Source organism: Alcaligenes sp. PF14, from assembly GCF_037150615.1.
In the GTDB taxonomy this organism is placed as follows: Bacteria; Pseudomonadota; Gammaproteobacteria; order Burkholderiales; family Burkholderiaceae_B; genus Alcaligenes; species Alcaligenes phenolicus.
In genome coordinates this window covers 255,101-280,254 of the sequence record NZ_JBAGRS010000007.1, presented here as the reverse complement: position 1 = coordinate 280,254, position 25,154 = coordinate 255,101, and the positions used below count along the sequence as shown (strand labels likewise).

Annotated in this window: 24 protein-coding genes; 13 read left to right on the top strand and 11 right to left on the bottom strand. The window is 57.1% G+C overall.

The annotated features are described in order from the left end of the window. From WFM49_RS16210 to WFM49_RS16200, 3 genes are all read right to left on the bottom strand, one after another. Positions 1-1,047 (bottom strand): efflux RND transporter periplasmic adaptor subunit, encoded by a 1,047-nt coding sequence (locus WFM49_RS16210; protein ID WP_009460829.1) that lies wholly within the window; start codon positions 1,045-1,047, stop codon positions 1-3. Positions 1,048-1,146: 99 nt separating this feature from the next. Next, a complete protein-coding gene (gene rnhA, locus WFM49_RS16205) occupies positions 1,147-1,590 on the bottom strand; it encodes a ribonuclease HI (protein WP_022983314.1) in 444 nt (147 codons plus the stop codon). Further along, positions 1,587-2,348: a class I SAM-dependent methyltransferase gene (locus WFM49_RS16200; protein WP_009460825.1), complete on the bottom strand. Its 762-nt coding sequence runs from the start codon at positions 2,346-2,348 to the stop codon at positions 1,587-1,589. Before WFM49_RS16200 ends, rnhA begins: the two co-directional genes overlap by 4 nt. Positions 2,349-2,371: 23 nt before the next feature. On the opposite strand from WFM49_RS16200, the gene gloB reads away from it, so the two are divergent. From gloB to fabI, 3 genes are read left to right on the top strand one after another with little or no spacing between them, the layout of a single operon-like run. Next, the gene (gene gloB, locus WFM49_RS16195; RefSeq protein WP_031232534.1) at positions 2,372-3,181 is read left to right on the top strand and encodes a hydroxyacylglutathione hydrolase; all 810 of its coding nucleotides are present in this window, start codon (positions 2,372-2,374) and stop codon (positions 3,179-3,181) included. Positions 3,182-3,191: 10 nt separating this feature from the next. Further along, positions 3,192-4,601, top strand: coding sequence for a transglycosylase SLT domain-containing protein (locus WFM49_RS16190; RefSeq protein WP_031232537.1), 1,410 nt, complete (start codon positions 3,192-3,194; stop codon positions 4,599-4,601). A gap of 33 nt (positions 4,602-4,634) precedes the next feature. Continuing rightward, positions 4,635-5,420: an enoyl-ACP reductase FabI gene (gene fabI / locus WFM49_RS16185; RefSeq protein ID WP_009460819.1), complete on the top strand. Its 786-nt coding sequence runs from the start codon at positions 4,635-4,637 to the stop codon at positions 5,418-5,420. A 166-nt stretch (positions 5,421-5,586) separates the two neighbouring features. On the opposite strand, the gene WFM49_RS16180 is transcribed toward fabI, so the two are convergent. Both WFM49_RS16180 and WFM49_RS16175 read right to left on the bottom strand, forming a co-directional pair. After that, positions 5,587-6,927, bottom strand: a complete 1,341-nt coding sequence (locus WFM49_RS16180) for a sigma-54-dependent transcriptional regulator (RefSeq protein ID WP_336974306.1) — start codon at positions 6,925-6,927, stop codon at positions 5,587-5,589. Between the two features lie 2 nt (positions 6,928-6,929). Beyond that, positions 6,930-8,786: a sensor histidine kinase gene (locus tag WFM49_RS16175; protein ID WP_336974304.1), complete on the bottom strand. Its 1,857-nt coding sequence runs from the start codon at positions 8,784-8,786 to the stop codon at positions 6,930-6,932. Between the two features lie 268 nt (positions 8,787-9,054). On the opposite strand from WFM49_RS16175, the gene WFM49_RS16170 reads away from it, so the two are divergent. Further along, on the top strand, positions 9,055-10,446 hold the full coding sequence (locus WFM49_RS16170) for a dicarboxylate/amino acid:cation symporter (protein WP_009460813.1): 1,392 nt from the start codon (positions 9,055-9,057) through the stop codon (positions 10,444-10,446). 119 nt (positions 10,447-10,565) lie between these two features. On the opposite strand, the gene WFM49_RS16165 is transcribed toward WFM49_RS16170, so the two are convergent. Beyond that, positions 10,566-11,249, bottom strand: a complete 684-nt coding sequence (locus WFM49_RS16165) for a glutathione S-transferase (RefSeq protein ID WP_009460811.1) — start codon at positions 11,247-11,249, stop codon at positions 10,566-10,568. A gap of 148 nt (positions 11,250-11,397) precedes the next feature. Further along, positions 11,398-12,405 carry an oxygen-dependent tRNA uridine(34) hydroxylase TrhO gene (gene trhO, locus WFM49_RS16160; protein ID WP_022983316.1) on the bottom strand — a complete coding sequence of 336 codons (1,008 nt, stop codon included), beginning with the start codon at positions 12,403-12,405 and terminating at the stop codon, positions 11,398-11,400. Between the two features lie 212 nt (positions 12,406-12,617). Between trhO and WFM49_RS16155 the strand changes: the two genes are divergently transcribed. Both WFM49_RS16155 and WFM49_RS16150 read left to right on the top strand, forming a co-directional pair. Further along, a complete protein-coding gene (locus WFM49_RS16155) occupies positions 12,618-13,721 on the top strand; it encodes a metal-dependent hydrolase (RefSeq protein WP_250756078.1) in 1,104 nt (367 codons plus the stop codon). A 212-nt stretch (positions 13,722-13,933) separates the two neighbouring features. Beyond that, complete coding sequence (locus tag WFM49_RS16150) at positions 13,934-14,887, top strand: DUF3829 domain-containing protein (RefSeq protein ID WP_336974300.1); 954 nt, start codon at positions 13,934-13,936, stop codon at positions 14,885-14,887. Between the two features lie 300 nt (positions 14,888-15,187). On the opposite strand, the gene WFM49_RS16145 is transcribed toward WFM49_RS16150, so the two are convergent. Together WFM49_RS16145 and WFM49_RS16140 are read right to left on the bottom strand one after the other, a co-directional pair. Continuing rightward, positions 15,188-15,520 (bottom strand): DUF4168 domain-containing protein, encoded by a 333-nt coding sequence (locus WFM49_RS16145; RefSeq protein ID WP_324588106.1) that lies wholly within the window; start codon positions 15,518-15,520, stop codon positions 15,188-15,190. 167 nt (positions 15,521-15,687) lie between these two features. Continuing rightward, positions 15,688-16,107: a DUF411 domain-containing protein gene (locus WFM49_RS16140; protein ID WP_009460801.1), complete on the bottom strand. Its 420-nt coding sequence runs from the start codon at positions 16,105-16,107 to the stop codon at positions 15,688-15,690. 117 nt (positions 16,108-16,224) lie between these two features. Here WFM49_RS16140 and WFM49_RS16135 point away from each other — a divergent pair, with 117 nt between their 5' ends. Together WFM49_RS16135 and WFM49_RS16130 are read left to right on the top strand one after the other, a co-directional pair. After that, positions 16,225-16,701 carry a YbaK/EbsC family protein gene (locus WFM49_RS16135; protein WP_009460799.1) on the top strand — a complete coding sequence of 159 codons (477 nt, stop codon included), beginning with the start codon at positions 16,225-16,227 and terminating at the stop codon, positions 16,699-16,701. Positions 16,702-17,054: 353 nt separating this feature from the next. Further along, positions 17,055-18,083 carry a sigma-54 interaction domain-containing protein gene (locus WFM49_RS16130; protein WP_250756079.1) on the top strand — a complete coding sequence of 343 codons (1,029 nt, stop codon included), beginning with the start codon at positions 17,055-17,057 and terminating at the stop codon, positions 18,081-18,083. A gap of 40 nt (positions 18,084-18,123) precedes the next feature. On the opposite strand, the gene WFM49_RS16125 is transcribed toward WFM49_RS16130, so the two are convergent. Further along, positions 18,124-18,660, bottom strand: coding sequence for a DUF4142 domain-containing protein (locus WFM49_RS16125; RefSeq protein WP_336974296.1), 537 nt, complete (start codon positions 18,658-18,660; stop codon positions 18,124-18,126). A gap of 235 nt (positions 18,661-18,895) precedes the next feature. Between WFM49_RS16125 and rpoN the strand changes: the two genes are divergently transcribed. Beyond that, a complete protein-coding gene (gene rpoN / locus WFM49_RS16120; RefSeq protein ID WP_022983319.1) occupies positions 18,896-20,266 on the top strand; it encodes an RNA polymerase factor sigma-54 in 1,371 nt (456 codons plus the stop codon). A gap of 63 nt (positions 20,267-20,329) precedes the next feature. Then, the gene (locus tag WFM49_RS16115) at positions 20,330-21,730 is read left to right on the top strand and encodes an alpha,alpha-trehalose-phosphate synthase (UDP-forming) (protein WP_336974294.1); all 1,401 of its coding nucleotides are present in this window, start codon (positions 20,330-20,332) and stop codon (positions 21,728-21,730) included. Here WFM49_RS16115 and WFM49_RS16110 read toward each other — a convergent pair. Next, positions 21,675-22,736, bottom strand: a complete 1,062-nt coding sequence (locus WFM49_RS16110) for a mechanosensitive ion channel family protein (RefSeq protein ID WP_250756082.1) — start codon at positions 22,734-22,736, stop codon at positions 21,675-21,677. The genes WFM49_RS16115 and WFM49_RS16110 overlap by 56 nt on opposite strands. A gap of 137 nt (positions 22,737-22,873) precedes the next feature. Between WFM49_RS16110 and WFM49_RS16105 the strand changes: the two genes are divergently transcribed. The 3 genes from WFM49_RS16105 (at position 22,874) to otsB (ending at position 25,149) form a co-directional block, all read left to right on the top strand. Then, the gene (locus WFM49_RS16105; RefSeq protein ID WP_035273453.1) at positions 22,874-23,296 is read left to right on the top strand and encodes a KGG domain-containing protein; all 423 of its coding nucleotides are present in this window, start codon (positions 22,874-22,876) and stop codon (positions 23,294-23,296) included. Between the two features lie 85 nt (positions 23,297-23,381). Further along, a complete protein-coding gene (locus WFM49_RS16100; RefSeq protein WP_022983321.1) occupies positions 23,382-24,353 on the top strand; it encodes an SDR family oxidoreductase in 972 nt (323 codons plus the stop codon). A 1-nt stretch (position 24,354) separates the two neighbouring features. Beyond that, entirely contained in the window at positions 24,355-25,149 is a 795-nt protein-coding gene (gene otsB / locus WFM49_RS16095; protein WP_060186696.1) for a trehalose-phosphatase, read from the top strand. Positions 25,150-25,154: the final 5 nt, after the last annotated feature.

The window sequence follows — 25,154 nt, the reverse complement described above, 5'->3', positions numbered from 1 at the left end:
CTATTGCTGCGGCTGTGTTTGGACGTCGATCACTTCCTGAATATCGACCGGCACTCCATCACGAACCTTTTGCAGCCCAGCCACCAGCACATTGTCGCCCGCTTTCAGATCGCCTGTGACTTGTACCCAGCCCTGCTCGCGTACACCAACCTGCACCTGACGGCGCTCTGCCCGGCCGTCTTTCACAATATAGATGTACTGATCCTGCCCCGAAGGAGCCAAGGCGGTTTCAGGCACCATCAAGGCCTGATAACGCGATAGCTCAAGGCGTACACGGCTGAACAAACCGGGGCGCAGAGCGCCATCTTCATTCGGTACCTGGGCCCGCAGCAAAATGGAACGGCCAGCCGTATCCACCGCCGGGCTGACAGCCAGCACCGAGCCATGGCGGGTTTCGCCCAGGAAGGCATCAAAGCGCAGTTCGACCGGCATGCCGGCCTTCACATCGGCCAGATATTGTTCGGGAATACGGAAGTCCACGTTCAAGGTCGAAACCGCTTCCAGCTGCACCAGGTCCGTGCCCGGCCCAACATAGTCACCCACCGAGACATTACGCAAGCCGGTCACACCATCAAAGGGGGCACGGATACGGGTCTTGTCCAGCTGCACACGCGCCAATTGCACTTCGGCTTGCTGAACAGCCAAACGGCTACCGGACTCGTCTTTGGCCTGCTGGCTGATAAAGCCCTGGCGGCTCAATTCCGAAGAACGCTTGTGCTGACTATTGGCCAGATTCAAATTTGCCTGTGCCTGGTTCAATTGTGCCTGCGCCATGGCCGGGTCCAATTGAATCAGGAGCTGGCCTTTTTTGACGGGCTGACCTTCTTCAAAGCTGATCGCTGAAATACGGCCACTGATCTCGGGCCGCAGCACGACGGACTCTCTGGCCACCAGGGTTCCCACCGCCGCCACATCACGAATCAACTCACTTTGCCGCACGGGCAGCACTTCCACCCGCGTGGCATCAGACTGCGCCCAACTGGGGCTGCTACTGGCAAACAGTACAAGAAACAGAGAAAAAATCGTGGGACGCAGCGTGGAAATCATGGGCGGCTTATCCTGACCGGCCAGGCCGGTGAAGCTGTCTGACAAAATATGACGGGTGGCTAATAGTACTATCAGCGGGCTACAACTCTGCCCAAGATCTTATAACTGCCTGGCGATTTCCACCCCTTCATTGGCCAGTTGATCCGCACGCTCGTTACCGGGATCACCCGCATGGCCACGCACCCATAACCAGGTCAGTTCATGTTTTGCGGCCTGCTGCTCCAACTCCTGCCACAGGTCGGCATTCTTGACGGGCTTTTTATCGGCAGTACGCCAGCCGCGGGCTTTCCAGCCGGGCAACCATTCGTTCATGCCTTTCTGTACGTACTGCGAATCGGTGTGTACCCGCACCTGGCAAGGGCGTTTCAAGGCTTTGAGTGCCTCGATCACGGCCATCAGTTCCATGCGGTTATTGGTAGTATTGGCCTCGCCACCGCAAATGGCTTTTTCACGTCCGCCATGACGCAACAAGGCGCCCCAGCCCCCCAAACCGGGGTTGCCCTTGCAGGCACCATCGGTCCAAATATCGACAACATCAGTCATGTCTTGCTAATTCCTTCATCGGCAGCGCGTCCAGCAACCACCATAGGCCGACGCACACGCCGACGGTTTTTCTTCCACTTGGGCCCGACCATACGCAAGGCCGGCGTGCGTTTGACCGCACTAATCATGTAGACGGCCCCCGCAAAGCTCCACCAGCGCGCACCGCTTTGCTCCATCCAGGACCAGCGGTCCAGCCAGGACTGCTGACGGCACAACGGTGCATAACAGCCCATCTGCGTACTTTGCACATCAAAGGACAAAAGCTTTAACCAGTCGCGCAAGCGCGAGGGTGACATCACATCTCCCGGCAAGGTAGGCGTGCCCCGCTCCAGACCCGGAATCCAGTCGTGGGCACCCCACAAACTCAAGGGGTTGAAACCCGTCAGGAGAATGCGCCCTTCTGGCACCAGAACGCGCTCGGCCTCTCGCAACACCTGGTGCGGGTCGCGGGCGCTTTCCAATGTATGGGGCAGGATTAAAAGATCAATGCTTTGCGTATCAAAAGGCAGATGCTCGGGTTCGGCATAAACCAGGTTCTTCTGCTGGGCGGGCAGGACGCCGGCCTGAGCCGTACATACCTTGCAGGAGATGCGACTATGCGCCAGGAGGTCCCAATGCGGCAATCCAATTTGTATGGCATGATACCCGAAGGTGTTGACCACCTCCGCATCGATTCCGGCTTGTTCCCAAGCCCGCACATATCGCCCCGGTACGGTTTCCAACCACTGGGCAAATTGATCATTCAAAGTCTGCTCCACTGGCGCTCTCTCCCTCTACCATGATGAATGCATTTACCTGGCCTGTGCCAAGCGATGTTCGCCTGATTCCACTACCAGCCCTGAACGACAACTATATATGGGCTTTAAGTCGAAACGGTCATGCCCTGGTTGTGGACCCCGGCCAGGCCGCCCCGGTTCTGGATTGGCTGGAGCGCGAGTCCTTACAACTGGATGCCATTTTACTGACACACCACCACGGAGACCACGTTGGAGGTGTCATGGATATCCTGGCCAGGCACCCGGCTCGCGTCTGGGGCCCCGCCAACGAGCGTCTGCCTGCCTGTGACGTGCCTGTCGGCCAGTCCGATAAGGTCGAGTTACCTACTCTGGAACTGACGCTGGACGTGCTGGACATCCCCGGCCATACCGCCGGACACGTTGCGTACTTTGGTCAAAATGAGGTAAAACAGCCCTTTGTTTTCTGTGGTGATACCTTGTTTGCTGCTGGTTGCGGACGCCTGTTTGAAGGCACCCCGGCACAAATGACGGATTCCCTGGGCAAGTTGGCAAAACTGCCATCGGACACCCTGATCTGCTGTGCGCACGAATACACTTTATCCAATTTACGCTGGGCTCTACAGGTAGAGCCGGACAATCCCCAGCTGCATGAACGTTGGGAACAGGATAATCTCAAGCGTCAGCAAAACTTGCCTACGGTGCCCTCCACCTTGAAAACAGAATTGGCTACCAATCCATTTCTGCGTTGCGAGACGACTGCTGTTATCAAGGCTGCCGAGCACCATGCTGCCCAGTCCCTTAATAATCCTGTCGAGGTATTTGCCAGCCTGCGCGACTGGAAAAACAATTTCTGAAGATTCCGCAATGAACCTAATGAGACTTTTTGCGCTGCTATGCGCTTTCGTGCTGGCAGGCTGCGCCACAGGCCCCAAGGTCAGCCCTCAAAAAGCCGCCAAGACCTCCACCAGCATTGCCGCCGATACGTCTCGCACCATTGATCTGACCCACCCACCCAAAGACGCGTGGGACCGGATGCGCCGGGGTTTCTCCATCCCCAACCTGCATACCGATCTGGTTGATTACTGGACCAACTACTACGCTTCGCACCCCGAATCCATCCGTACCATGAGCCAGCGCGCCTCGCGCTATCTGTACCACATCATGGACGAGCTCGATGCCCGTGGCCTGCCTTCCGAACTGGCCTTGCTGCCTTTTGTGGAAAGTGCCTATAACCCCGTCGCCTATTCGCGCTCCCATGCGTCCGGTCTGTGGCAGTTCATCCCCAGCACCGGCACACAATACAAGCTGGAGCAGAACTGGTGGGTAGACCAGCGCCGTGACCCGGTCGAGTCCACTCGCGCTGCTTTGGACTACCTGTCTTACTTGTACGAGTTCCAGGGCGACTGGTATTTGGCCCTGGCCTCCTACAACTGGGGTGAAGGTTCGGTACGCCGCGCCATGGAGCGTAATGAACAGGCCAACCTGGATGTTGACTACTTATCGCTGAAGATGCCGGACGAAACACGTAATTACGTCCCCAAACTGCAAGCGATCAAAAACATTGTGGCTAACCCGGAGCGTTATGGCATTACCCTGCCCCCAATCAGCAACACACCGTATTTCACGGCCGTGCGCAAGAACAAGGACATTGACGTAGCCCTTGCTGCTGAGCTGGCTGAAATCTCCGTGGACGAGTTCAAGGCCTTGAACGCTGCCCACAATCGCCCCACGATCCCTGCCGATCGCGGCACCTTGCTGCTGCCCGCCAACAAGGTGGATATTTTCAATGCCAATCTGGCGGCCTATCAAGGCAAGCTCAGCAACTGGAAGGCCTACCAATCCAAGCGCGGCGAAAGCTATCTGTCCATTGCCCAGCGTCACGGCATTACCTTGTCGCAGCTGCGCTCCATCAACGGTTTGGGTAGCAAGAGCACCAAGGCCGTGGCCCAGACACTATTGGTGCCCAGCACCACCTTGGGTGAAGGCAGCCTGCAACTGGCTTCTCTGACCAATACACCTGCCGCCCCGGTAGCGCAAAGCACACGCCGTGCTCGTACGCAAACGGCCAGCGTCAACCGCAAGAATGACACTGTTGTTTTGCGTCGCGGCGCCAATGTGCGCACCCATACGGTTCGACAGGGCGATACACTTTACGCCTTGGCCAAACGGTACGACACTTCGGTGGCAGAACTGCGACGCCTGAACAATATCAAAGGCAGCTCTCTTTCCAGGGGGACACGTTTGCGTGTTCCCGGTTCCAATATTCGTGGCTAAGTCCACCCACTAATTACATAAAGGATTTTCAGCATGGGTTTCCTGCAAGGAAAACGCATCCTGGTCACAGGCGTCCTCTCGAATCGCTCTATTGCTTACGGGATTGCGCAAGCATGTCGCCAACAAGGTGCTGATATTGCCCTGACCTATGTGGGCGAGCGTTTTAAAGAACGTGTTGAAGGCTTTGCCAAAGAACTGGGCACGGATATCGTGCTGCCCTGTGATGTGTCTGAAGACGATCAGATCGAACAGGCCATGGCCTCGCTGGGCGAGCGCTGGGACGGTCTGGACGGTTTGGTGCACTCCATCGGTTTTGCACCCCGTGAAGCCATTGCCGGCAACTTCCTGGACGGCCTGTCGCGCGAATCGTTCCGCGTCGCTCATGACATTTCCGCCTACAGCTTTCCCGCACTGGCCAAGGCTGCCCTGCCCTTGCTCAAAGGCCGCAAGAGCTCGGTGCTGACCCTGACCTACCTGGGCGCTGAAAAAGCCATTCCCAACTACAACACTATGGGCGTGGCCAAAGCTGCGTTGGAAGCCTCCGTGCGTTACCTGGCGGTGGCGCTGGGCGAGTACGGCATTCGTGCCAACGCCATCTCGGCCGGTCCTATCAAGACCCTGGCTGCCAGCGGCATCAAGGACTTCTCCACCATTCTGAAATTCGTAGAGACGCACGCTCCCTTGCAGCGCAACGTCACCATTGAAGAAGTGGGCAATGTGGCCTCCTTCCTGATGTCCGAATTGGCCAGCGGTATCACAGGCGAGATCACGCATGTTGACGCCGGTTTTAACTGCATCGTTCCGGGTATGCAGGAGTAAGGCCCCACGCCTTGATGTAAAAAAATAGCGGCCAAGGCCGCTATTTTTATTGCTCAGGGACGTCTAGACAAGGCATAGGCAAGCTGCCGTTTGCCTCCAGGAGTACAACCCGAACAGAGCCTGCCCAAATCAGACAGGGTAGAAAAACCTGTAAGGGTCTAGCGAATCAATCACCCTGCGCCCCCTCTTCCACAAAGTCGCTACGCAAAATGCCATGCCGCTGCAACTTGTCGTAAAAGGTTTTGCGCGGGATACGCAGATCCTGCAAGGTCGCCTTGATATCACCACGATGGCGTGCCAGCGCCTGACGTATCTGCTGCGACTCGAACTGCTCCATGCGGGCGGGCAGGCTCAAGTCCTCGTTTTCCAGCTCCTTGATCTCCGGGTGCTGCACACCCAGCACTTCACGTTGCGCAAAGTGTGCCAGCTCGCGCACATTGCCCGGCCAGTGATGTGACTGCATATAGGCCAGACTGCGCGCATCGGGCATCTTTTGCGGCATGCCGTACTTCTTGGCAGCCAGCGCCGCAAAGTGAGCGAACAGCATGGGGATATCCTCCTTGCGCTCCCGCAAAGGCGGCAGGCGCAAGGTGACCACGTTGAGTCGGTAATACAAATCGGCGCGGAAGTTCGTACGCTGGGCGGGGTCGGACAAATCCACCTTGCTGGCGGCAACGACGCGGATATCTACCGGGTGCTCTTCGTTGGAACCCAAAGGAGTTACGCAACGGGTTTCCAGCACACGCAGCAAGCGCACCTGCGCAATCATGGGCATGCTTTCGATTTCATCCAGAAACAGCGTGCCACGGTGTGCATGTTCAACACTGCCTACACGTCTGCGCTGCGCGCCCGTGAATGCCCCGGCTTCGTGACCGAACAGCTCGCTTTCAATAATGGTTTCAGGCAAGGCACCACAATTCAGCGCCACAAAACGATGCTGTGCTCGAGCGCTCCAGCGGTGCAGCAACATGGCCACCACTTCCTTGCCTGTGCCGGTTTCCCCTTCCACCAGCACATCCACATCGGACTGTGCCAGATGCCGCAAGGTAGTGCGTAAATTGACCATGACCTCGGAATTACCCAGGAGCGCCGGGCCTTGGCCATCCTCGTCCAGTTCTTCGCGCAAGGCACGGTTTTGCAGAACCAGACTGCGCTGCATGGCGGCATGGCGTATCACCGTCAGCAAGCGTTCGGCCTGATAGGGTTTGGTCAGAAAATCAAAAGCGCCATCGTGCATGGCCTGCACGGCCATATCAATATCACCGTGGCCGGTAATCAGCACGACGGGCTGCTCGGGATCGCGAGCATGCAAGGCTTGCATCAGCGCCAGACCATCCATGCCCGGCATGCGAATGTCCGTCACCACCACCCCCGGATAATCCTTGGGCAAGCGACTCAGGGCCTCCTGCCCGCTGGCACAGGCCACCACCTTCAGGCCCGCCAGTTCCAGACTTTGCACCACGGCGGCACGCAAGTCCGCATCATCATCAACAAACGCGACTTCCATTCTTATCTCTCTCCCTGGCCCAGCTCGCTATCGGCATTGCGCAGCACGATATGGAACGTGGCGCCACCCAGGCGCGAAGGCCCTTCTTCCAAACGGCCACCCAAGGCCGCCACAATATCGTGCGAGATCACCAGCCCCAAGCCCACACCTTGACGGCGGCTGGAGCTAAAGGGCGTAAACAGACGCTGGCGGATTTCCGGGCTCAGGCCGGGGCCGTTGTCGGAAACAACAATGCGCACATGCTGCTGCTCGCTCATGACTTCTATACGGATACGCCCTTGACGGCTCCCATCCAGAGCATCGAGCGCATTACGCAGTAAATTCACCAGAACCTGCTCCAGACGTACCGGCAAGGCCCATACACGCACAGACTCGTTCACGCCCTCCAGTTCCAGGCCCACACCTTGGGCCCGCGCCCTGTGCTCCAGCAATTGCCAGGCGCTATCCACAGCCGAACGAACCCGTACCGGGCCTTCCTGTTCCTGGGGCTTGCGGGCGTAATGACACAGTTGGGAGGTAATACTGCCAATGCGTTGGGTCAGCGTCTGGATGCGGGACAGGTTCTGCCGTGCCGTTTCCGTCTGGCCCTGATCCAGCAAGCGCAAAGTGTTGTCCGCATAGACTTCAATCGCCGCGACAGGCTGGTTGATCTCGTGAGCCACCCCCGCCGTCACCTGCCCCAGAAAGGACAGCTTCTCGGCCTGCTCCAACTGTTCACGCAGATCACGCGCACGCGAACGGGCCTCCTGCAGGGCCTGCATCTCCTGCTCCAGGCGGCGACGCGCCACCTGCAACTGGGCGGTGCGGGACTCCACCGCTTCTTCAAGGGCATCACGCAGCAACTCCTGCCGCGCCTGGGCTTCTCGTCGCTGTTGATTGCGTTGCAGCGCCAAGGCCGTCAGTACCAGCGCCGCAAACAACAGCCCCATCACCGTCAGACGGGATTGAAAGGCCTGGGTCTGCAACGCAGCATCCATAGGAGCCATCGCGTGCAAAGTCCAATCACTGCCCGCGACAGGCTGCTGCACATGCAAAAAGCGCTCCTGCCCCAGTGTCCAGAAGGAGGCCCGTTCGCCGGAATCCGACATATTCAAGCCCACTGACTCCAAGGGCTCACTACCAAACTGCTGACTGGCCCGCAGCTTGACCAGTTGCTCGGGCGCGGCTTGATCCAGACTATGCAAACGCCAGTCCGGTTCACCGCTTAGCAGAATCACGCCATTGGGATCGCTTACAAACATGCGATCGCCATAACCTTCCCATTCTTTTTCCAGCAGATCGAATACCAGCTTGATGACGACCACACCAACCGCCTTGCCGTCCTGATCTTGCACCATGCGTGAAATGTACAAACCCGCCTTGCCGCTGGCAGTCCCCAAGGCAAAGTATTCCGCATGCCCCTGCGCCAGGGCTTTGGTGAAGTAAGGGCGGAAACCGTAGTGATTGCCCACGAAGCTGTCGGGCTCCTGCCAGTTACTGGACACCAGCGTCTGCGAATGAATATCCAGCAGGTACAGAACAGGAGCGCCCGTATCTTCGGCCAATTGCTGGAACTTGCGATTCAAAGCCTCGGCATCACCATAGGCAGGATTGCCCATCAGGTATTGGCGCAGAGCCTCGTCCTGTGCAAGAGCAAAGGACAAGGTGCGGAATTTGTCTCGGATAGTCCTGATCCAGCCGGCATTACCGCGCATCAAGGAATCAAGCCGCTGTTCGCTTTGTGTCAGCAAACGAGCCGTGCCCAAATCGGCCGAACGCCAGAAGGCAAACAGCCCCAGCACGACGGCCAAGCTCAGCAGCAGCAACCATTCGAGCCTGAAGCGCCGCCGCATGCTCGAAGAAACCGGAATGGAGTTCATGAAACCTGTGCGAAATATCGCCAAAAATTAGTAATAGCTGTGCGGATTTTCGCACACATAAGCAGATAGCGGGGAAGTCTCCTGTCCGCAAGCCGCTTATTTACTGGTTTTCTGCCGGCGAACAGATTGGCACGGATGTTGCTTTAGTCATGAGCTTATGGGCCGGGACAAGGATCCCGGCGAGCTTAAACCGCCTGCCCACACACAATTCCAAGCAGGCCACCAGCTGACTGCCAGGTCGGCTACATCAAGTCACGGAGACGACATCATGATGGATATAAGCACAGGAGACCGTTCGGTACCGCAGATCGTCAAAATCAAGTGGTATCGAATTTTGTACGTACAGGTCATCATCGCCATCACTATCGGGATTTTGCTGGGCCATTTTTACCCCTCGCTGGGCGAGAGCATGAAACCTTTGGGCGATGCCTTCATCAAGCTGGTCAAAATGATTATTGCGCCCGTCATTTTCCTGACGGTAGCCACCGGCATTGCCGCCATGACAGACCTGCAAAAAGTGGGCCGTGTGGTGGGCAAGGCCATGATTTACTTTCTGACTTTCTCCACGCTGGCCCTGATTGTAGGCTTGGTGGTCAGCAATATCGTGCAGCCCGGCCATGGCATGAACATTGACCCCAGCACCCTGGACCCCAGCTCTATCCAGGGCTACGTGCAGCAAGCCCATGACAGCACGCTGACGGGCTTTTTGATGAACATCATCCCTGCCACCCTGATCAGCCCCTTTACCGGCGGCGACATCCTGCAGGTGCTGTTTGTGGCCGTGCTGTTTGGTATTGCCCTGGCCGCTGTGGGCGATCACGGCAAGCCCGTGCTGAAACTGCTGCAAGCCTTGATGACGCCTGTTTTCAAGCTGGTTGCCATCCTGATGAAAGCCGCTCCCATCGGGGCCTTCGGTGCCATCTCTTTCACCATCGGTAAATACGGGATTGAATCCGTGTCCAGCCTGGCGCTGCTGGTGGTGACTTTCTACGTCACCTCCGTGCTTTTTGTGCTGATCATTCTGGGTGCCGTGGCCCGCTACAACGGCTTTTCCATCACCAAGCTGATCCGCTACATCCGTGAAGAACTGCTGCTGGTGCTGGGTACCAGCTCCTCGGAAGCGGCTTTGCCTACCTTGATGCAGAAGATGGAACGCGCCGGGTGTGCCAAGTCGGTTGTGGGCCTGGTTGTACCTACCGGCTACTCCTTCAACCTGGACGGCACCAATATCTACATGACCATGGCGGCCCTGTTCATCGCCCAGGCTTGTGATATTCCACTGACCTTGCAGCAGCAGGTTCTGCTATTGCTGGTTGCCATGCTCAGCTCCAAAGGCGCGGCGGGTGTGACGGGGGCCGGTTTCATTACCCTGGCGGCTACCCTGTCCGTGGTGCCTTCGGTACCTATCGCTGGCATGACTCTGATCCTGGGGATTGACCGCTTCATGTCCGAATGCCGTGCGCTGACCAATCTGGTGGGCAATGCGGTTGCCACCATTGTGGTTGCCCGCTGGGAAGGCGAACTGGATACCGATCAACTCAACAGCGCCATGAATGGCGAGCTGCCACCGCTGGATACCAGCGTCACCTTGCATCAGCGCGGTGACATGGAGATTCCCGCACAAGAGGCCAGCGAGCCGCGCGCGACTGTTGCAGCCTGATTCGGGCACATGAAAAAGAAAGGCCGGTTTTCAATTGAGAACCGGCCTTTTGCTTGTCTGCTTGTTCTTGCCAAGCTGCTCCCGCTCGTATTGCTTTGGGCAGGTCGTTAGCGACTCAGTCAGACAGAAGGAAACCGCACAATCTCGCTGTCTGGCGTCCAGGCAGGGTATTTATCCATGATGCTCAGGAACAAAGGGCTGGACTGAAAGTTCAGCAACCAGGTCGACAAGTCCGTCCAAGGCTGCGCATCAAACCAGTCCCTGTTCACTTGTGCGAATTGCCGCACAAAGGGGGCAATCGCCAAATCTGCCAGACAAGGACGCTGTCCCATCAGGTAGCCCTGCTGTTCGATGCGGGCATTCAGGCCCATCAATAATTCACTGGCTTGGGCTCTATGCAGGGCCGAAAAACTGGCGGCATCCGTGAATTGTTCATCCTCGGTATGGCGATCCGGGTATTTATAGCAATCCAGATGCCGCTTGAAAGGCCCGTCATTGGCCGCAATCAGGGCCAGCATTTGCTCGACATCGCCCTGCTCAGGCTGCAAATACTGCTTGGGATCTTGAATCGCCAAAGCCCAACGCATGATGTCCAGGCTTTCATCAATAACCTTGCCATCGGGCAAGACCAGCACCGGGACGGTGGCTTTGGGAGAGGCCAGGCGCAGGGCCTCGGGTTTGTCGCGCAGTACGACTTCACGCAACTGACAAGTTACGCCGCTGGCCGCAATAGCCAGCCGTGCCCGCATGGCATAGGGGCAACGGCGAAAGGAATACAAAATGGGCAGATCAGATAAGGACATGCTCAATCCCGTTAAAAAGCCGCGCCACAGGCACGGACTTAAAGCGCTGGCGTTTATGCAAAGCGCCCTTCTGTAGCAGAAGGGCGGACTATAAACGACGCAGCGCCAGAATCAAGCTAGTAGAGGTAACACAGTGGCCCGATCAGGGCTAGGCGTCCTTGCCTTGCTGAGCCAGCAGGCGTTGCTCTTCCGCCTTGCGGCGGGCGGCCTCACGGCGCTCGGTCAACTCGTCCATGCTGACGCCAATGTGACGCTCTTCACGCTCGCGCGCCAAGGCCACTTGCTTTTGACGCTCACGGAAACGCTCGATCTGCTCGGGGGAACTGTGGCCGTGGCAGTAGGGACAGCTGACGCCTTCTTCGAACTGGGGCGAGGCTTTTTCCTCTTCGCTGATAGGCATGCGACAGGCACGGCAGAAATCATAATCGCCGGGTTCCAGACCGTGACGCACCGATACGCGCTCGTCGAACACAAAGCAGTCACCATCCCACAGGCTTTCTGCTGCTGGAATCTCTTCCAGATATTTCAGAATGCCGCCTTGCAGGTGGTAAACCTGATCAAAACCCTGCGAGCGCATGAAGGCCGTGGATTTTTCACAGCGGATACCGCCAGTGCAGAACATGGCCACACGGGGCTTGCCATGCAAGACACCGCCTTCCTTGGACTGCTCGGCCACCCACTGAGGAAACTCGGTAAAGCTTTGGGTCTTGGGGTTGATGGCACGGTTAAAAGTGCCAATACCCACTTCGTAATCGTTGCGGGTATCCACCACCACCACGTCCGGATCGCTGATCAGGGCATTCCAGTCTTCGGGAGCAACATACTCGCCCACCATTTCGGCGGTTTTCAGATCCGGTACACCCAGGGTAACGATCTCTTTTTTCAGCTTCACCTTGAGGCGGTAAAACGGAGCCTTGTCGGCATAGGATTCTTTATGCACCAGGCCAGAAATACGTGGATCGGAGTTCAGATATGCCAAGACGGCACGAATACCCTCCTGAGGGCCGGCAATCGTGCCGTTAATCCCTTCGCGCGCCAGCAACAGCGTGCCTTTGACTTCATGCTGCTCGCAAAAAGCAAACAAGGGGTCGCGCATTTGTGCGAAATCGGGCAATTCCACGAACTTATATAAAGCCGCGATCAGGTAGGTAGACATAGGTAAACGAATTCTCTGGATAGAAGCGGTGGCGCAGCCCGCAGGCGGTAGGACAGCGTAGGCCGTCGTACACTATACGCGACTGATACCCCTTGGGCCTTTGACGCCCGTCAAAAAAATAGGGCGGGCCGGGGATTCAACTTTAAAATCATAACGCTAAAGCCGTCAGGCCGCATCTGGCCCCGGTCCCTGTTTCACTTTGCACGAGAGCTATGGATTCCGTAACACAAGCAGTCCTCGGTGCCAGCATCTGCGGCTCCCTCCTCGGGCGGCAGTATGGCCGCAAGGCGATCCTGTCCGGTGCCATCATCGCCACCCTGCCCGATCTGGATGTCTTCATTCAATATGGGGACCCGATTACCTCCATGGTCAGTCATCGCGGTTTCTCGCACTCTTTATTTGTGTTGAGCGCGGCAGGCATCCTGATCACCCTTTTATGGCGACTGCTGTTTCCACAAGCACGTGCCTCTGCGGGGAGGCTGGGGCTGGCGGTCTGGCTAGCGCTGATTACCCACCCTCTTCTGGATGCCTTCACCAGTTACGGAACGCAATTGCTGTGGCCTTTGGCCGCTACCCCGGCAACCTGGTCCAGCATCTTCATTATTGACCCGCTCTATACCGTGCCCTTACTGATCGCCACGATCATAGGCTTGATACGTGGACCGGCACCCGCAACGATACGGGCCTGCAACTGGGCCTTGCTCTTGAGCAGCCTGTATCTGGCAGCCTCGGTAGGTGCCAAGTTCTGGGCCGAGCAACAGGCGACCGCACAGCTCAAACAAGAGCAGGTGGAAATCACGCGGGTATACTCCGCCGCCCAACCCATGAACATCCTGCTCTGGCGTGTACTGGTGCGCGACACACAGGACCGGGAATGCGAAGTCATGGTGGGCCTGCTGGACCGGCTGCGTGCACCCAAGGGGCATCAATACGAATCCCTGTGCCTGCCCGTTCATAGCGACTACACCCAGTTGTTCCCCCCCTTGAAACAGCTGGAGCAACTGCGCTGGTTTTCGGACGATTGGCTGCGCTACGACATCATCGATGACCTGCTGGTGGTCAGTGATATACGCATGAGCCTGGGCCCCGGCCAGTACAGTTTCCGCTTTGTCGTAGCCGAACGCATTGCAGACGACACCTGGTTGCCGGTGATTCCGTATCGTTGGGCCAGTGGCCACAATATTGCTTTGCTAAAGCCCGTTCTGCGTCGTATTTGGGAGCCGACTCCACCGCTACCGCTACAAGAATGGGCCAAACGCATTGATGCCGGTGTACCTATTCCCAGGGCAAGCCCAGACTTCCAGGACATGGATTAAGCAAGGCCAAAAACCAGAGATGGAGACGGGCCTGTGCAAGGTGGGCATAGCAAACTCTTGCTAGCCCGCCCGGCCGCGTGTAGCACGCGCTCCTGAAACATAAGGTCCTAGCTTGATACAAAATACGAAGTGGTGAAGCTATAAAATTGCGTCCTGCCCGATAGGGGTTTTAACGTATTGCCAACGCATCAAAAGCATCAATCACTTTCATCATGAATTTAAAAAAAATATCTGTTTTCGCCACGCTGGGCCTTTGCATCGCTATTGCGGGCTGCAACAGCGAAGAAGCGACAGAAGCACCATCTCAAGCGGTCTCATCCGAGCAAGGCTTTATCCAGAAATACAATGCCTATGTTGAAGTTGCCAATAGCTTGCATACGCCTTTCTACCGTGCGCTTTCCGATTATCAAACCGTCTACGAGCCTGCCGTGCGCTCGGGCAAGAAGCTGGATAACTATTCCGTTGTTTCACTGGTAAGCATCAAGAACACCCAGGAAAAACTGAAGTCCGCCTTGGCACTGGAAGCCAACATGCCGGAAATAGATGGATCAGCAAAGCAGTTTGACGACTCCTTGACCAAGCTGGCACCTCTCAATTCCGAGTTGAACAACTATGCCGAATCAAAAGAGTTTCTGACGGATGGCGGCAAAAAGGCAGCCGACAATAACGAGGCGTTCGTCAGCGCCCTGACAGAAGTCGTACAGGCAGAGGCTGCATTTCTCCAAGGCATTCAAAAACAGGACGAAATAAACATCCAGACCTCTTTCGATAAAGCTCCCAAGGACTCCATGGAGCATTACCGTTTGGGTGCCGTGCTGTTCAGCAAGCAGGCCATGAACAAGGTCGATGCTATTTTCGAGCAGCAGGGAGCCAAAGAGAGCATTCCCCCCTTCCAGGAAAGTCTTGACCAGGCAGCCGCGATGATCAGCAACTGGGATAAAAAATTCAAGGAAGAAACGCCGCAAGGATGCCCACGAATCATGTCGAAAATGAATGAATTCCTGGCCCAGGGCAGAAGCGTCATCCAGCATGCCTCTGAAGGCAATTACGTACCTCAGGAAGGCTCGATCAGCTGGCAGATCAATAACCCGATAAAAAATGACGCCAGCAGCTTGCAATTGAAATTCAATGCAATGATCGGGGCGCTTAACTATCCCCGTTGCTAATGGCACCCAGAGACTGAGCTTGAAGCCGTAAACCTGGCGTCAGGCTCCAGTCTCAATGCAGGCAGTCATGCCGGCTCTGGCGGGCACGCTTCGTCTTGAAGCGATCCACACAATAAGCCCCCACGCTGCGCCTTTGGCTTAGTGCCTCCGAGGGGCTTTTTACCGGGGGCGCCGAGCTTTAGGGCAGCACGGCGCCAAAAAAAACCCTGGACGATTACGTCCAGGGTTTAAATTTACCCACTACGGTCACTACAAAATGACACCCGGCGCTCTGTCAAACCCGAGGATCACAAACAAGCCTTATTTCAGCATCCCTTCAACACGCTGGCGCAAGGCCGGGTCCTGCTGAATCGCCAGACTGATGCCGTTGTAGTCCGCCAGATCCATGCCATTGGCACTGACCACGCCTACCAGGCGCTGGTCGGCTTCCTGAACAATAGCCTGACGCTCTGCATCACTTTTGGCCGCATCCAGACGCGGCTGATATTCCGAAGCAGTTTGGGCGACCTTCTTGTAGGTGCGCGCATATTGCTCCAGCTGAGAATCCGTAGGTTTAACGATCTGGGTGGCAGCAGGGGCTGCCGAGTTGGCCGGAGCCGCATTGCCCTGGGCCATCGCAAAAGGGCTGTACATGCCAAATGCGACTGCGGTAGCAGCAAGAAAAGCTTTAACTGAGGGCTGCATGGATAGAACCTCCTAAACAGAGTCAATGAACGATCATCATGACAAGAGCGGCAGCAGCTTACAAGTTTCTCAATGTAGTTTCGTGTATCTGCATGCCACCCTTCCCCTTACAGACTTCAGTCGCGCGAGTAAGGACGTCCGTTAAAGTCCACGGTTACCAAATTGCCGTCCATCTGGCCCATGCCGGGTGAATTGGCGGGCATGCCTGGCGCGGCCACCCCACGCACACTGCCATCATTCATCATGCGTTTGACGACCTTGGCAGGCACATGGCCTTCAATCAATTGCCCCGTCTCTTCAATCATCGCGGTGTGGCAGGACGCCAGGTTCTCCGGCACTCTCAAAAGCCGCTTCACGTCTTGAATCTTCACGACCTTGACCTCTTTGACCTCAAAGCCTTCATCGCGCATGTGCTGTGCCCAGCCCCCACAACAACCACAGTTAGGATCCTGGTACATCGTAATAGCGGGACCCTCTGCCAACGCCATGGAACTGAAGGCCATCAGGCTGGCCGTCAACAATAAAGGTTTAATCACAATTACATTCCTGTTTTGCAGCGCCACAGCGCTCTGGTTGACACTCTCATGCACTTGACTAAGACTAGGCACTCGCAAAAAAGTTTAACAAAACACACTAATCCGTCCTGATCCGCCATGAGTCTTGATTCCGTCAAACAGTTTTTTAACGAACACGCTGCCGATATTCAGGTAATTGAAACCACCGAAAGCACAGCCACCGTCGTGCTGGCTGCGCAAGTGCACCAAGTCGAGCCGGGACAAATTGCCAAGACGCTTAGCTTGAAAGTGGGCGATAAAGTAGTGCTGCTGGTCGCTCGAGGTGATGCCCGTCTGGACAACAAGAAGCTGCGTACCGCCTTCGGTACGCGCGTAAAAATGCTGGACCTGGAAAGCACTGAAGCCTTGACGGGTCACCCGGTTGGCGGGGTCTGCCCCTTTGGTCTGGCTACCCCGCTGGAGATTTACTGCGATCTGTCCTTGCAGGACTACGACACGGTCTTGCCCGCAGCAGGCTCTATTAATTCTGCGGTACGCATCACCCCGCAGCGCCTGGCCGAGCTGACCCGCGCGCAATGGATTGATGTGACTCAGCCGCCTCCAGCTCAGTCCTGACCCCCACCTGCGATTGGGTCAGAGGTTGACCTGCTGCCTTGTGCCCCCCAGGCGCAGGCAAACCTGCCCGTCGCTGACAGGTAAACAGATGTGTAAGTTGAATACGTACATGACCAGGCGACAAAAAACGCCATAAGAGCTCAAGGCATGGGGACGCGGCCATAAGGTATTTTCAGAAAATAAGCGGGTTCGTCCTCGCCATATCTGGTAACGAATGCCCTTTCTATCCTGATTAGGATAAGACATCGGATCTCAAATTAACTTTGTCTATCCCAGAGGAAAAAATGCCCCACCTATTATTGCTGGAGACAGATTCAGCTTTTATAAGCCTTTTTTTGGCATTGGCGCGGCAGATGAACTTTTCCGCCATCGCTGCAAATACGCCAGAAGATGTTCTGATCCGTTATCACCAGAAAACTCCTGATGCCCTGCTGTTTGGCCCCAGTGTCAGCGCCCTGCAGGCTCAGGAGTTGAGCCGTCGCATCGGACTGGATGCGGTGGAAAGCTATACCTTGCACGCCTACAGTGGCTCGACCCGGCAAGACCAGGCGCAATTGCGCACCTTGCTGGAGCAATTAAAAGCCAAGTATCAAAACGGTGCCTGTGCTTTTCAAGCCGAGCAGCATCATGACTTTGGCGAGTTTGTAGGCTGTTCCGCCCCCATGAAAAAACTCTATGAAAAGATCAGCAAAGTGGCCAGCACCGACCTGCCTGTGCTGCTGATTGGCGAGAGTGGCACCGGCAAGGAACTGGCGGCCCGGGCCATTCACCGCTGCAGCGCTCGCAAGGAACAGGCGTATGTACCCATCAACTGTTCAGCCATTTCAGAACAACTGATCGAAAGCGAGCTGTTCGGCCACGAAAAAGGCAGCTTTACCGGAGCCGAACGTAATCGGCAGGGCTACTTTGAACTGGCGGACCAGGGCACGCTGTTCCTGGACGAAATAACCGAAATGCCCATAGACGCCCAAACCAAGCTGCTGCGCGCATTGGAAAATGGCGAATACATGAAGGTAGGTGGCGACAAGTTGATCAAACATGATGCCCGCATCATCGCTGCGACCAATCGCCCGCCCATGCGCGCTATTGAGGACAAGAAACTGCGCGAAGATCTGTATTACCGCCTGGGGGTCTTTCCGATTCAAATTCCCCCCCTGCGTGAACGCGGCGACGATGCCGTCCTGATCGCCAAGCACTTGGTAGAACAGCTGAACCAGGAGCATCAGCAGAACCGCTCACTGAGCCTGGCCAGCATGAAGGAGATCGAGCGCTATCACTGGCCGGGCAATATACGCCAGCTACGCAATGCAGTATTGCGCAGCTATGTAATGAGCAACAGCGATCAAGTGGAAATCAATATGGAGGCCGACCCCATGGAATAAATGCTTGCCCAGTGTGGAACTGAGCAAGCTTGGCAAAAGCTTACTGGGCCACGGCAGGCTTCATGGAGCCTGCCAGCGCATGAGCATGCCGCAAGTGTTGCTGCAGCATGGGCAAAGCGTCCTGAGCAAAACCCATGACTTCCTTGTCTTTGCCATCCTTGATGTAGTCCTCAAAGAGCTTGATGGTGTCCTCATGCGCTTTGACTGCCGCTTCGTTGGCATAGTCCGCATCGAACTGTTCACCCTCCGCGCCCTCTAGCATGGAGATCTTGCCGCGCTGCATCAGGCTGGGCTCGGTGGGCAGTTCCACCTTGCGGGCCTGTGCCAGCGTCTGCAATTCCTTGGCCAGCTGCTCGTGGTCGTCGATCATCATTTGTGCAAATTCGACCACTCTATCGTTGTTGCTGCGCTCCAGAGCCAGCTTGGCAGCCGTCACTTCAAAATGTCCCGATTGTGCCGCATCTCTCAAAAACCCTTTATCCGGAGAAAACAGCTCAATGGCAGAAGCACTGCGAACACTCAAACCCAATACCAGACCCGCCGCCACCGCCAAACACATCAGATGTCTTACTCGCATCGCACACCTCCAAAAACGTCAGTCATTGCCTGAAACCAGAACATCTTTGCTGACCTGAGGCCAATCCGCATGGCCAGCAAAGCCTTGACGGTGTCCTAGCAAGGGCCGTACCCGCGCCTTCAACCTTGGGGCAGGAACGGAACTTGCTATGTAGATAGCACAGGGCCCGGATCATCCCGGCAACTGTGTCCGAAGAACTGTCGGTTCGCATCACCAAGCACAAGGAGACGCCACCATGAAGCTGGAAATGGTTCCGCAGCTGCACATGCAGCAAACCCTCTCGCAGCGACTGCAACAGTCCGCACAAATCCTGCAGCTCTCGGCGCAGGAGCTGCAAACGCTGGTACAAGACAGCCTGCAAGACAATCCCCTACTGGAACCCGCTCCAGAACCCGCCGCCCCCGTACGAGAGGGCCTGTCCCATCCTGGGTCCAGCCAAAGCGCTCACCTGATCGATAAGCACGACATAAGCCCGGCTCCGCGCAGCCGTGACGAACAGATCCTGGAGCATGTACGTTTGAGTCACGCCAGTGAGCGCTGCAAGGCCTTATGTGCCCTGATCGTGAACGCCCTGGATGACAACGGATACTTGCGCGATCACTTTGAAGACCTGCTCCCCACCGGCTACGAACACATCCCCCTTGCCGAATGGCAAACCGCGCTGGCGCTGGTCCAGTCCCTTTCTGTTCCCGGTACAGGTGCCCACTGCCTGTCCGACGCGTTGCGCTTGCAGATCCAGGCGCGTCAGTCTCTAGACCCGGTTCTGAAACAGAGACTGCTCAAGTTAGTGGCTACCGAGCTGCCCGCGCTGGCGCAAGGCGAGTGGTCACAAGTGCAGAGCCGCCTGAATCTGTCCGATGCAGACTTTCATCAGGCGCTGCGCGAACTGCAAAGCCTGGACCCCAAGCCCGGTCTGGCTTATCTGGAACCGTTACGCCAGGCCATTACGCCAGACGTCCACGTCTACCGCGATGGCAAGCATTGGCGTGTGCTCGCGGACCCTCGCAGCCTGCCACGCGTTCAGGTGCATCAAGAATATGCCGCCACCCTGGAGCAACAGGCACGCACGCAACAGAACCGCCCTTTGCACAGCGCCCTGACTCAGGCTCGCTGGCTGGCCGAGAGTCTGGCGATGCGACGCAGCACGGTGTGCCGTGTCGCTGAATTCATCGTCCGGCACCAGATCCTTTTTTTCGAGCTAGGTGAGCAAGGCTTGCAACCCCTGCGCATCAGCGATCTGGCCAAGGAGCTGGATCTGCATCAATCCACCATCTCCAGAGCGACTGCCAACAAGTACATGAGCACTCCCTTTGGCACCTTGAGCTTCAGGCATTTTTTCTCCGGCGAGCTGGAGACTGATTTCGGTGGCAGTTGCTCCACCGCCCTGGTCAAGGAGCAGATACGCCGGCTGATTGCCAGCGAACCAGAACGTCAGCCTTTAAGCGATGTCGACTTGCATCAGGCGCTGCGTCAGAACAGTGTGGAGCTATCCAAACGAACCGTCACCAAGTACCGCCTGCAACTGGGTATTCCCAATGCCCGCGAACGTTTGCAACGGGCACGCCTGCGTGCTGTCAGCGGGCAGGATGTGCACCCCTTGAATTGAACGGGTACGCAATTTGCTGATTCTCCAACGAAGATCCCTTAATAAAACAAAGCGAGAATCAGCATGAGCAAAATCATTGTGGTGTCCGTACGCGTGGCCAGTTCCGATCAACCTTGCACAGGCGGGCTGGCCGTCGCAGTAGATCAATTGTTAAAGCACCCGCAGACCCAGGGCATCTGGCTGGGGTGGAATGGTCAATGTGATTCACAGCCGGGTTCGCTGCGTACCGAAGATCGGGGCAGCTACCAAGCCGTCACCTTCTCCTTCACCCAGGAGCAATACGAACAGTTTTACTGCGGTTACGCGAACACCTGCCTTTGGCCCGCCTTTCACTACCGCCTGGACCTGATGGACTTCCAGACCCACCACTTCCAGCAATACCTGGAGATCAACCGGCAAATTGCCGCTTATTTGCGCCAGATTGCCGAAGAGGACGACTTGATCTGGGTCCATGACTACCACCTGATGCCATTAGCCCATTTTTGCCGAGAGCAAGGAATGCAGCAGGCTATTGGGCTGTTCTTTCACACCCCCTTTCCGTGCCCGGAGATTCTGCGCTCCATTCCCCGCTATGAACAATGGCTGCCCATGCTGCACCATTACGACCAGATTGGCGTCCAAAGCCGTGGCGACCATCATGCGCTGACAGCCGCACTCCAGACCTTAGTGCCACCGCGTACGAGCGAGTCAGGCGTCCGTACCGTCAGCACAGACATCTATCCCATCAGTATCGACGTGGATCTGGTTCAGGCTCTGGCCAAGGCCCCCTCATGGACCGACAGCGCCACACCAATCGAGCCAGTCAACGGGCCTGACACCATTATCAGTGTGGACAGGCTGGATTACACCAAGGGTCTGGCCTATCGGCTGCGCACCCTGGATACGCTGCTGCGTAGTTACCCGACGCTGCACGGGCAAACAACGTATGTCCAAATCGCCCCCTCTACCCGCGGCGATATTCACGATTATCAAGTCATGCGTGAAGAGCTGGAAAGTCTGGCCGGACAGATTAACGGTCAATTTGCCACGCCAGGCTGGAGTCCGGTGGTGTACATGAACCGCGCCTTTCCGGCCGGCCAGCTGATGCGCATGTTGCGCCGCGCCCGCGTCGGTTTTATCGCACCCTTGCGTGACGGAATGAATCTGGTGGCCAAAGAATATATCGCTGCCCAGGACCCCGCCGACCCCGGTGTCCTGGTTCTGTCCACCTTTACGGGCGCGGCACAATCCCTGCAAGGCGGCTACCTGCCCGTCAACCCATTTGATGCGGACGCCACCGCACGCAGCCTGTATCAGGCCTTGAACATGCCGCTAGAGGAACGACGCCGACGCCACCAGCATTTAATGATGCAACTGCGACAGCAGGACCTGAGGCAGTGGTGCGAACAGTTCCTGCATGATCTTGGCATCAGCTCGGGCTTGAATCAGGCCCATGACCCTCTGGCTGAGCTTCCAGCATCCTGACGCGTACAAATGCATCCGGTTGGTGCTGACCCAGATAGGCCACCAAGCGCTCGCGCAACAAACAGCGCAAGTCGAACAAACGGCCCGAGTCGGCAGCACTGACCAGAAAGCGCAACTGCATCCCCCACTCATTGGTATCGGTCACCTGCAACACCTGAACGCGCCCATCCCACAATTCAGAGGACTCGCACAAGTCCTTGAATGCCGTGTTCAAGCCCTGCATTTCAACCTTGTAGTCCACCCATAGAAATACCGTGCCCAGCAAAGAGGCGCTGCGACGGGTCCAGTTCTGGAAGACAGTTTCTACAAACCATTGCAAGGGAACGATCAGACGGCGCTCGTCCCACACACGTACCACCACATAAGTGGCCGTGATTTCCTCTATCCGGCCCCACTCCCCTTCCACAATCACCACATCGTCAATGCGTATGGGCTGGGTGAATGCGATCTGCAAACCGGCAATAAAGTTACCCAGCACCGGCCGGGCAGCAATACCGGCTACCAGCCCCGCTACCCCGGCCGATGCCAGCAGGCTGGTGCCCAGTTGCCGTGCGCCGGGTAGAACCATCAAAGCAAAGGACAAGCCCAGCAAGACCAGCAAGAAATGCACACTGCGTGCCAGCACACGCGCCTGGGTGTAGATCTGACGCGAACGCAGATTGTCGGACACATTCAAGGGGTGACGCACCACCACAAGCTGGAACAGAGATTCGACTGCACTCATCAGCATCCAGGTCGTGCAGATAATCAGCACCAGCATGTCCCCAACGATCAGATAGGACTGCCACTTGGCCGAAATGGGGGCCAGCGGAATACATATCCGCAAAAATACGGCCAGAAAAAACAGCCGCGACGGCCAGCGTATCCGTTCGCTGAAAAACCGCAGAAAGTGCTCTGGCGAGGCCAGTCTTTCAATAATCTTGCCACCCAGAAAATGCACCAGCAGCAGTATCGCCCAGCCGCCCAGCAATAACAGCAGCCACATCCACCACGTCATTGACATCATGATTGCTCTCCTGAAAACCATGTCTCCAGATACAGCAACTTGTGTGCCGCGCCCCGCCCCCAGGCAGTCAGGCACGCTTTGTGCTGGGTCAGTCATAACCAATCACGTGATTGGTGTTCTTTCTCAAGGAGAGTTATATGACCCAGCACACCAACAAACAGGATCATAAAGATCAACGTGGCTTTGCCTCCATGGACGACAAAAAGCAGCGCGAGATTGCTGCTGAAGGTGGGCGTGCCTCGCACGAAAAAGGCACCGCGCACGAGTTCACCCCGGAAGAGGCCCGTGAGGCTGGCGCTAAAGGCGGCCGTGTAGCCCATGAACGCGGTACGGCGCACGAGTTCAACTCTGAAGAAGCTCGCGAAGCCGGTGCCAAGGGCGGTCGCGCCGCTCATGAAAAGGGCACAGCTCACGAGTTCACTTCCGAAGAAGCCCGCGAAGCCGGTGCCAAGGGTGGCCGGGCAGCCCATGAAAAGGGCACGGCCCATGAGTTCGACTCCGAGGAGGCCCGCAAGGCCGGCGCCAAAGGTGGCAAGGCCACCCAGGACCAGCGACGCTAAGCCTTAACCAAGCCCCAGTTGGACGCGGCGCACCCACCAGGGCCGCCGCGCCCTGTCCCATTCCTTGTCTATTTCAGGAGCCGTCATGACAACGCGTCAAACAGTGAAAGAGCAACGTCACCTGCAAGAACAGCAGGACCAGAAGGACAAGAACGGGGTCGGCCAGAACGAGCCCGTTACGCACGATAAGAGCCACCCAGGCAGCGATTACCCCACTCCCCCCCTGCCGCAACAACACCTGGAAAAGCCTGGGTGTGAAAGTGATCTGGACCCGGCCCCCCGCTACGAAGCCTCCAGCTACAAGGGCAGCGGCAAGCTGGAAGGAAAAGTAGCCGTGATTACCGGTGGGGACTCGGGCATAGGCCGGGCCGTTGCCGTGCTCTATGCCCGAGAAGGTGCCGATGTGGCGATTGTGTATTTGCACGAGGATGAAGATGCCGGACGCACTCGTCTGGCCGTCGAGGCCGAAGGCCGCCAATGCCTGACACTGCGCGGCGATGTGAAAGACCCTGAATTTTGCCGACAAGCGATTGAGCAGGTACTGGACCGCTTCGGTCACCTGAATATTCTGGTCAACAATGCCGGCTTTCAGGAACATGCCCAATCCTTGCTGGACCTGACCCCGGAGCGACTCAATGAAACCTTCCACACCAATATCTATGGCTATATCTACATGGCCCAGGCCTGCCTGCCGCACCTTCACGCGGGCGATGCCATCGTCAATACCAGCTCGGTCACAGCCTTGCGCGGGGCCGCTCATCTGCTGGACTACTCCAGCACCAAGGGCGCCATTATTGCCTTCACGTACTCCCTGGCGGCCAACCTGGCGCCCAAAGGTATACGTGTAAACGCGGTCGCTCCCGGACCCGTCTGGACCCCCTTGAACCCCGCCGACTCCCCGGCCGAAAAAATCCCCGAGTTTGGTGCCGATACGGTCTTTGGCCGCCCCGCCCAGCCGGAAGAACTGGCGCCTGCCTATGTCTACCTGGCCAGCCCAATCACCGCCAGCTACATCACCGGCACCGTGCTCCCCATCACGGGTTACCCAGGAAGCTGATATGAATAACGCTCTGCATTTGGATCAGACCGCCTTGTTTCTGGATCTGGACGGTACCCTGGTCCCCTTGGCTGCGCGGCCTGACCAGGTATTTCTTCCCCCGTCCACCGCCGGTCTGCTGCTGAATCTGCACGCTGCCTGCGACGGCGCGGTGGCACTGGTTTCAGGCCGCGACTATGACAGCCTGCATATCGCCTGCACCAAGCTTCCGCTTGCCATGATCAGCAGCCACGGCGCAGCCATGTATGACGCCGAGGGTCAGGAATGCTGGAACATCCCGATCAACCCGGCTGAGCACCACAGCCTGTCCCGCTCTGTCGCCGCCCTGATCCACCCCTACTCACTGGTTTGGATGGAGCGCAAATCGCACGGTGTGGCTGTGCACTTTCGGCAACGCCCTGAAGTTGGCGAGGCCTTGGCCACCGAACTGCACGTGCTGTGCTCGGAATATCCCGGCTTTGATCTGATCCGTGGACATTGTGTCATCGAACTGCGCATGAGCGGCTTTGACAAAGGCCAAGCCCTGGCCCGGGCCCAACGCCTGCCCGCGTTCGCCGACCGCAAGCCCGTCATGATTGGCGACGACTTGACCGATGAGGCCGCCTTTGAGTTTGTGAACCAGAAAGGCGGGCTGAGCATACGCATCGGTCCTCAGGAGCCAGCCAGCGCGGCCCAGCTTTCCTTGCCACACCCCTCTGACCTGCTGACACTTTTGCAAACCAGTCTGCTGGAGACGCGCTTTTTCTCCGAGCTGGCACAGCGAACGCCCTCAGGCGCCAAAACGGTTGCGCCATGACTCGC

Excerpts from the sequence above, each read along its gene's own strand:
- WFM49_RS16115 (WP_336974294.1), top strand. The coding sequence starts at position 20,330 with ATGAGCAAAATCATTGTGGTGTCCGTACGCGTGGCCAGTTCCGATCAA.
- WFM49_RS16155 (WP_250756078.1), top strand. The coding sequence starts at position 12,618 with ATGGATTCCGTAACACAAGCAGTCCTCGGTGCCAGCATCTGCGGCTCC.
- WFM49_RS16210 (WP_009460829.1), bottom strand. The coding sequence starts at position 1,047 with ATGATTTCCACGCTGCGTCCCACGATTTTTTCTCTGTTTCTTGTACTG.
- trhO (WP_022983316.1), bottom strand. The coding sequence starts at position 12,405 with ATGTCTACCTACCTGATCGCGGCTTTATATAAGTTCGTGGAATTGCCC.
- WFM49_RS16110 (WP_250756082.1), bottom strand. The coding sequence starts at position 22,736 with ATGATGTCAATGACGTGGTGGATGTGGCTGCTGTTATTGCTGGGCGGC.
- WFM49_RS16150 (WP_336974300.1), top strand. The coding sequence starts at position 13,934 with ATGAATTTAAAAAAAATATCTGTTTTCGCCACGCTGGGCCTTTGCATC.
- otsB (WP_060186696.1), top strand. The coding sequence starts at position 24,355 with ATGAATAACGCTCTGCATTTGGATCAGACCGCCTTGTTTCTGGATCTG.
- rpoN (WP_022983319.1), top strand. The coding sequence starts at position 18,896 with ATGAAGCTGGAAATGGTTCCGCAGCTGCACATGCAGCAAACCCTCTCG.
- WFM49_RS16125 (WP_336974296.1), bottom strand. The coding sequence starts at position 18,660 with ATGCGAGTAAGACATCTGATGTGTTTGGCGGTGGCGGCGGGTCTGGTA.
- WFM49_RS16165 (WP_009460811.1), bottom strand. The coding sequence starts at position 11,249 with ATGTCCTTATCTGATCTGCCCATTTTGTATTCCTTTCGCCGTTGCCCC.
- WFM49_RS16105 (WP_035273453.1), top strand. The coding sequence starts at position 22,874 with ATGACCCAGCACACCAACAAACAGGATCATAAAGATCAACGTGGCTTT.
- gloB (WP_031232534.1), top strand. The coding sequence starts at position 2,372 with ATGAATGCATTTACCTGGCCTGTGCCAAGCGATGTTCGCCTGATTCCA.
- WFM49_RS16130 (WP_250756079.1), top strand. The coding sequence starts at position 17,055 with ATGAACTTTTCCGCCATCGCTGCAAATACGCCAGAAGATGTTCTGATC.
- WFM49_RS16145 (WP_324588106.1), bottom strand. The coding sequence starts at position 15,520 with ATGTACAGCCCTTTTGCGATGGCCCAGGGCAATGCGGCTCCGGCCAAC.
- WFM49_RS16170 (WP_009460813.1), top strand. The coding sequence starts at position 9,055 with ATGATGGATATAAGCACAGGAGACCGTTCGGTACCGCAGATCGTCAAA.
- WFM49_RS16180 (WP_336974306.1), bottom strand. The coding sequence starts at position 6,927 with ATGGAAGTCGCGTTTGTTGATGATGATGCGGACTTGCGTGCCGCCGTG.
- WFM49_RS16175 (WP_336974304.1), bottom strand. The coding sequence starts at position 8,786 with ATGAACTCCATTCCGGTTTCTTCGAGCATGCGGCGGCGCTTCAGGCTC.
- rnhA (WP_022983314.1), bottom strand. The coding sequence starts at position 1,590 with ATGACTGATGTTGTCGATATTTGGACCGATGGTGCCTGCAAGGGCAAC.
- fabI (WP_009460819.1), top strand. The coding sequence starts at position 4,635 with ATGGGTTTCCTGCAAGGAAAACGCATCCTGGTCACAGGCGTCCTCTCG.
- WFM49_RS16100 (WP_022983321.1), top strand. The coding sequence starts at position 23,382 with ATGACAACGCGTCAAACAGTGAAAGAGCAACGTCACCTGCAAGAACAG.
- WFM49_RS16135 (WP_009460799.1), top strand. The coding sequence starts at position 16,225 with ATGAGTCTTGATTCCGTCAAACAGTTTTTTAACGAACACGCTGCCGAT.
- WFM49_RS16190 (WP_031232537.1), top strand. The coding sequence starts at position 3,192 with ATGAACCTAATGAGACTTTTTGCGCTGCTATGCGCTTTCGTGCTGGCA.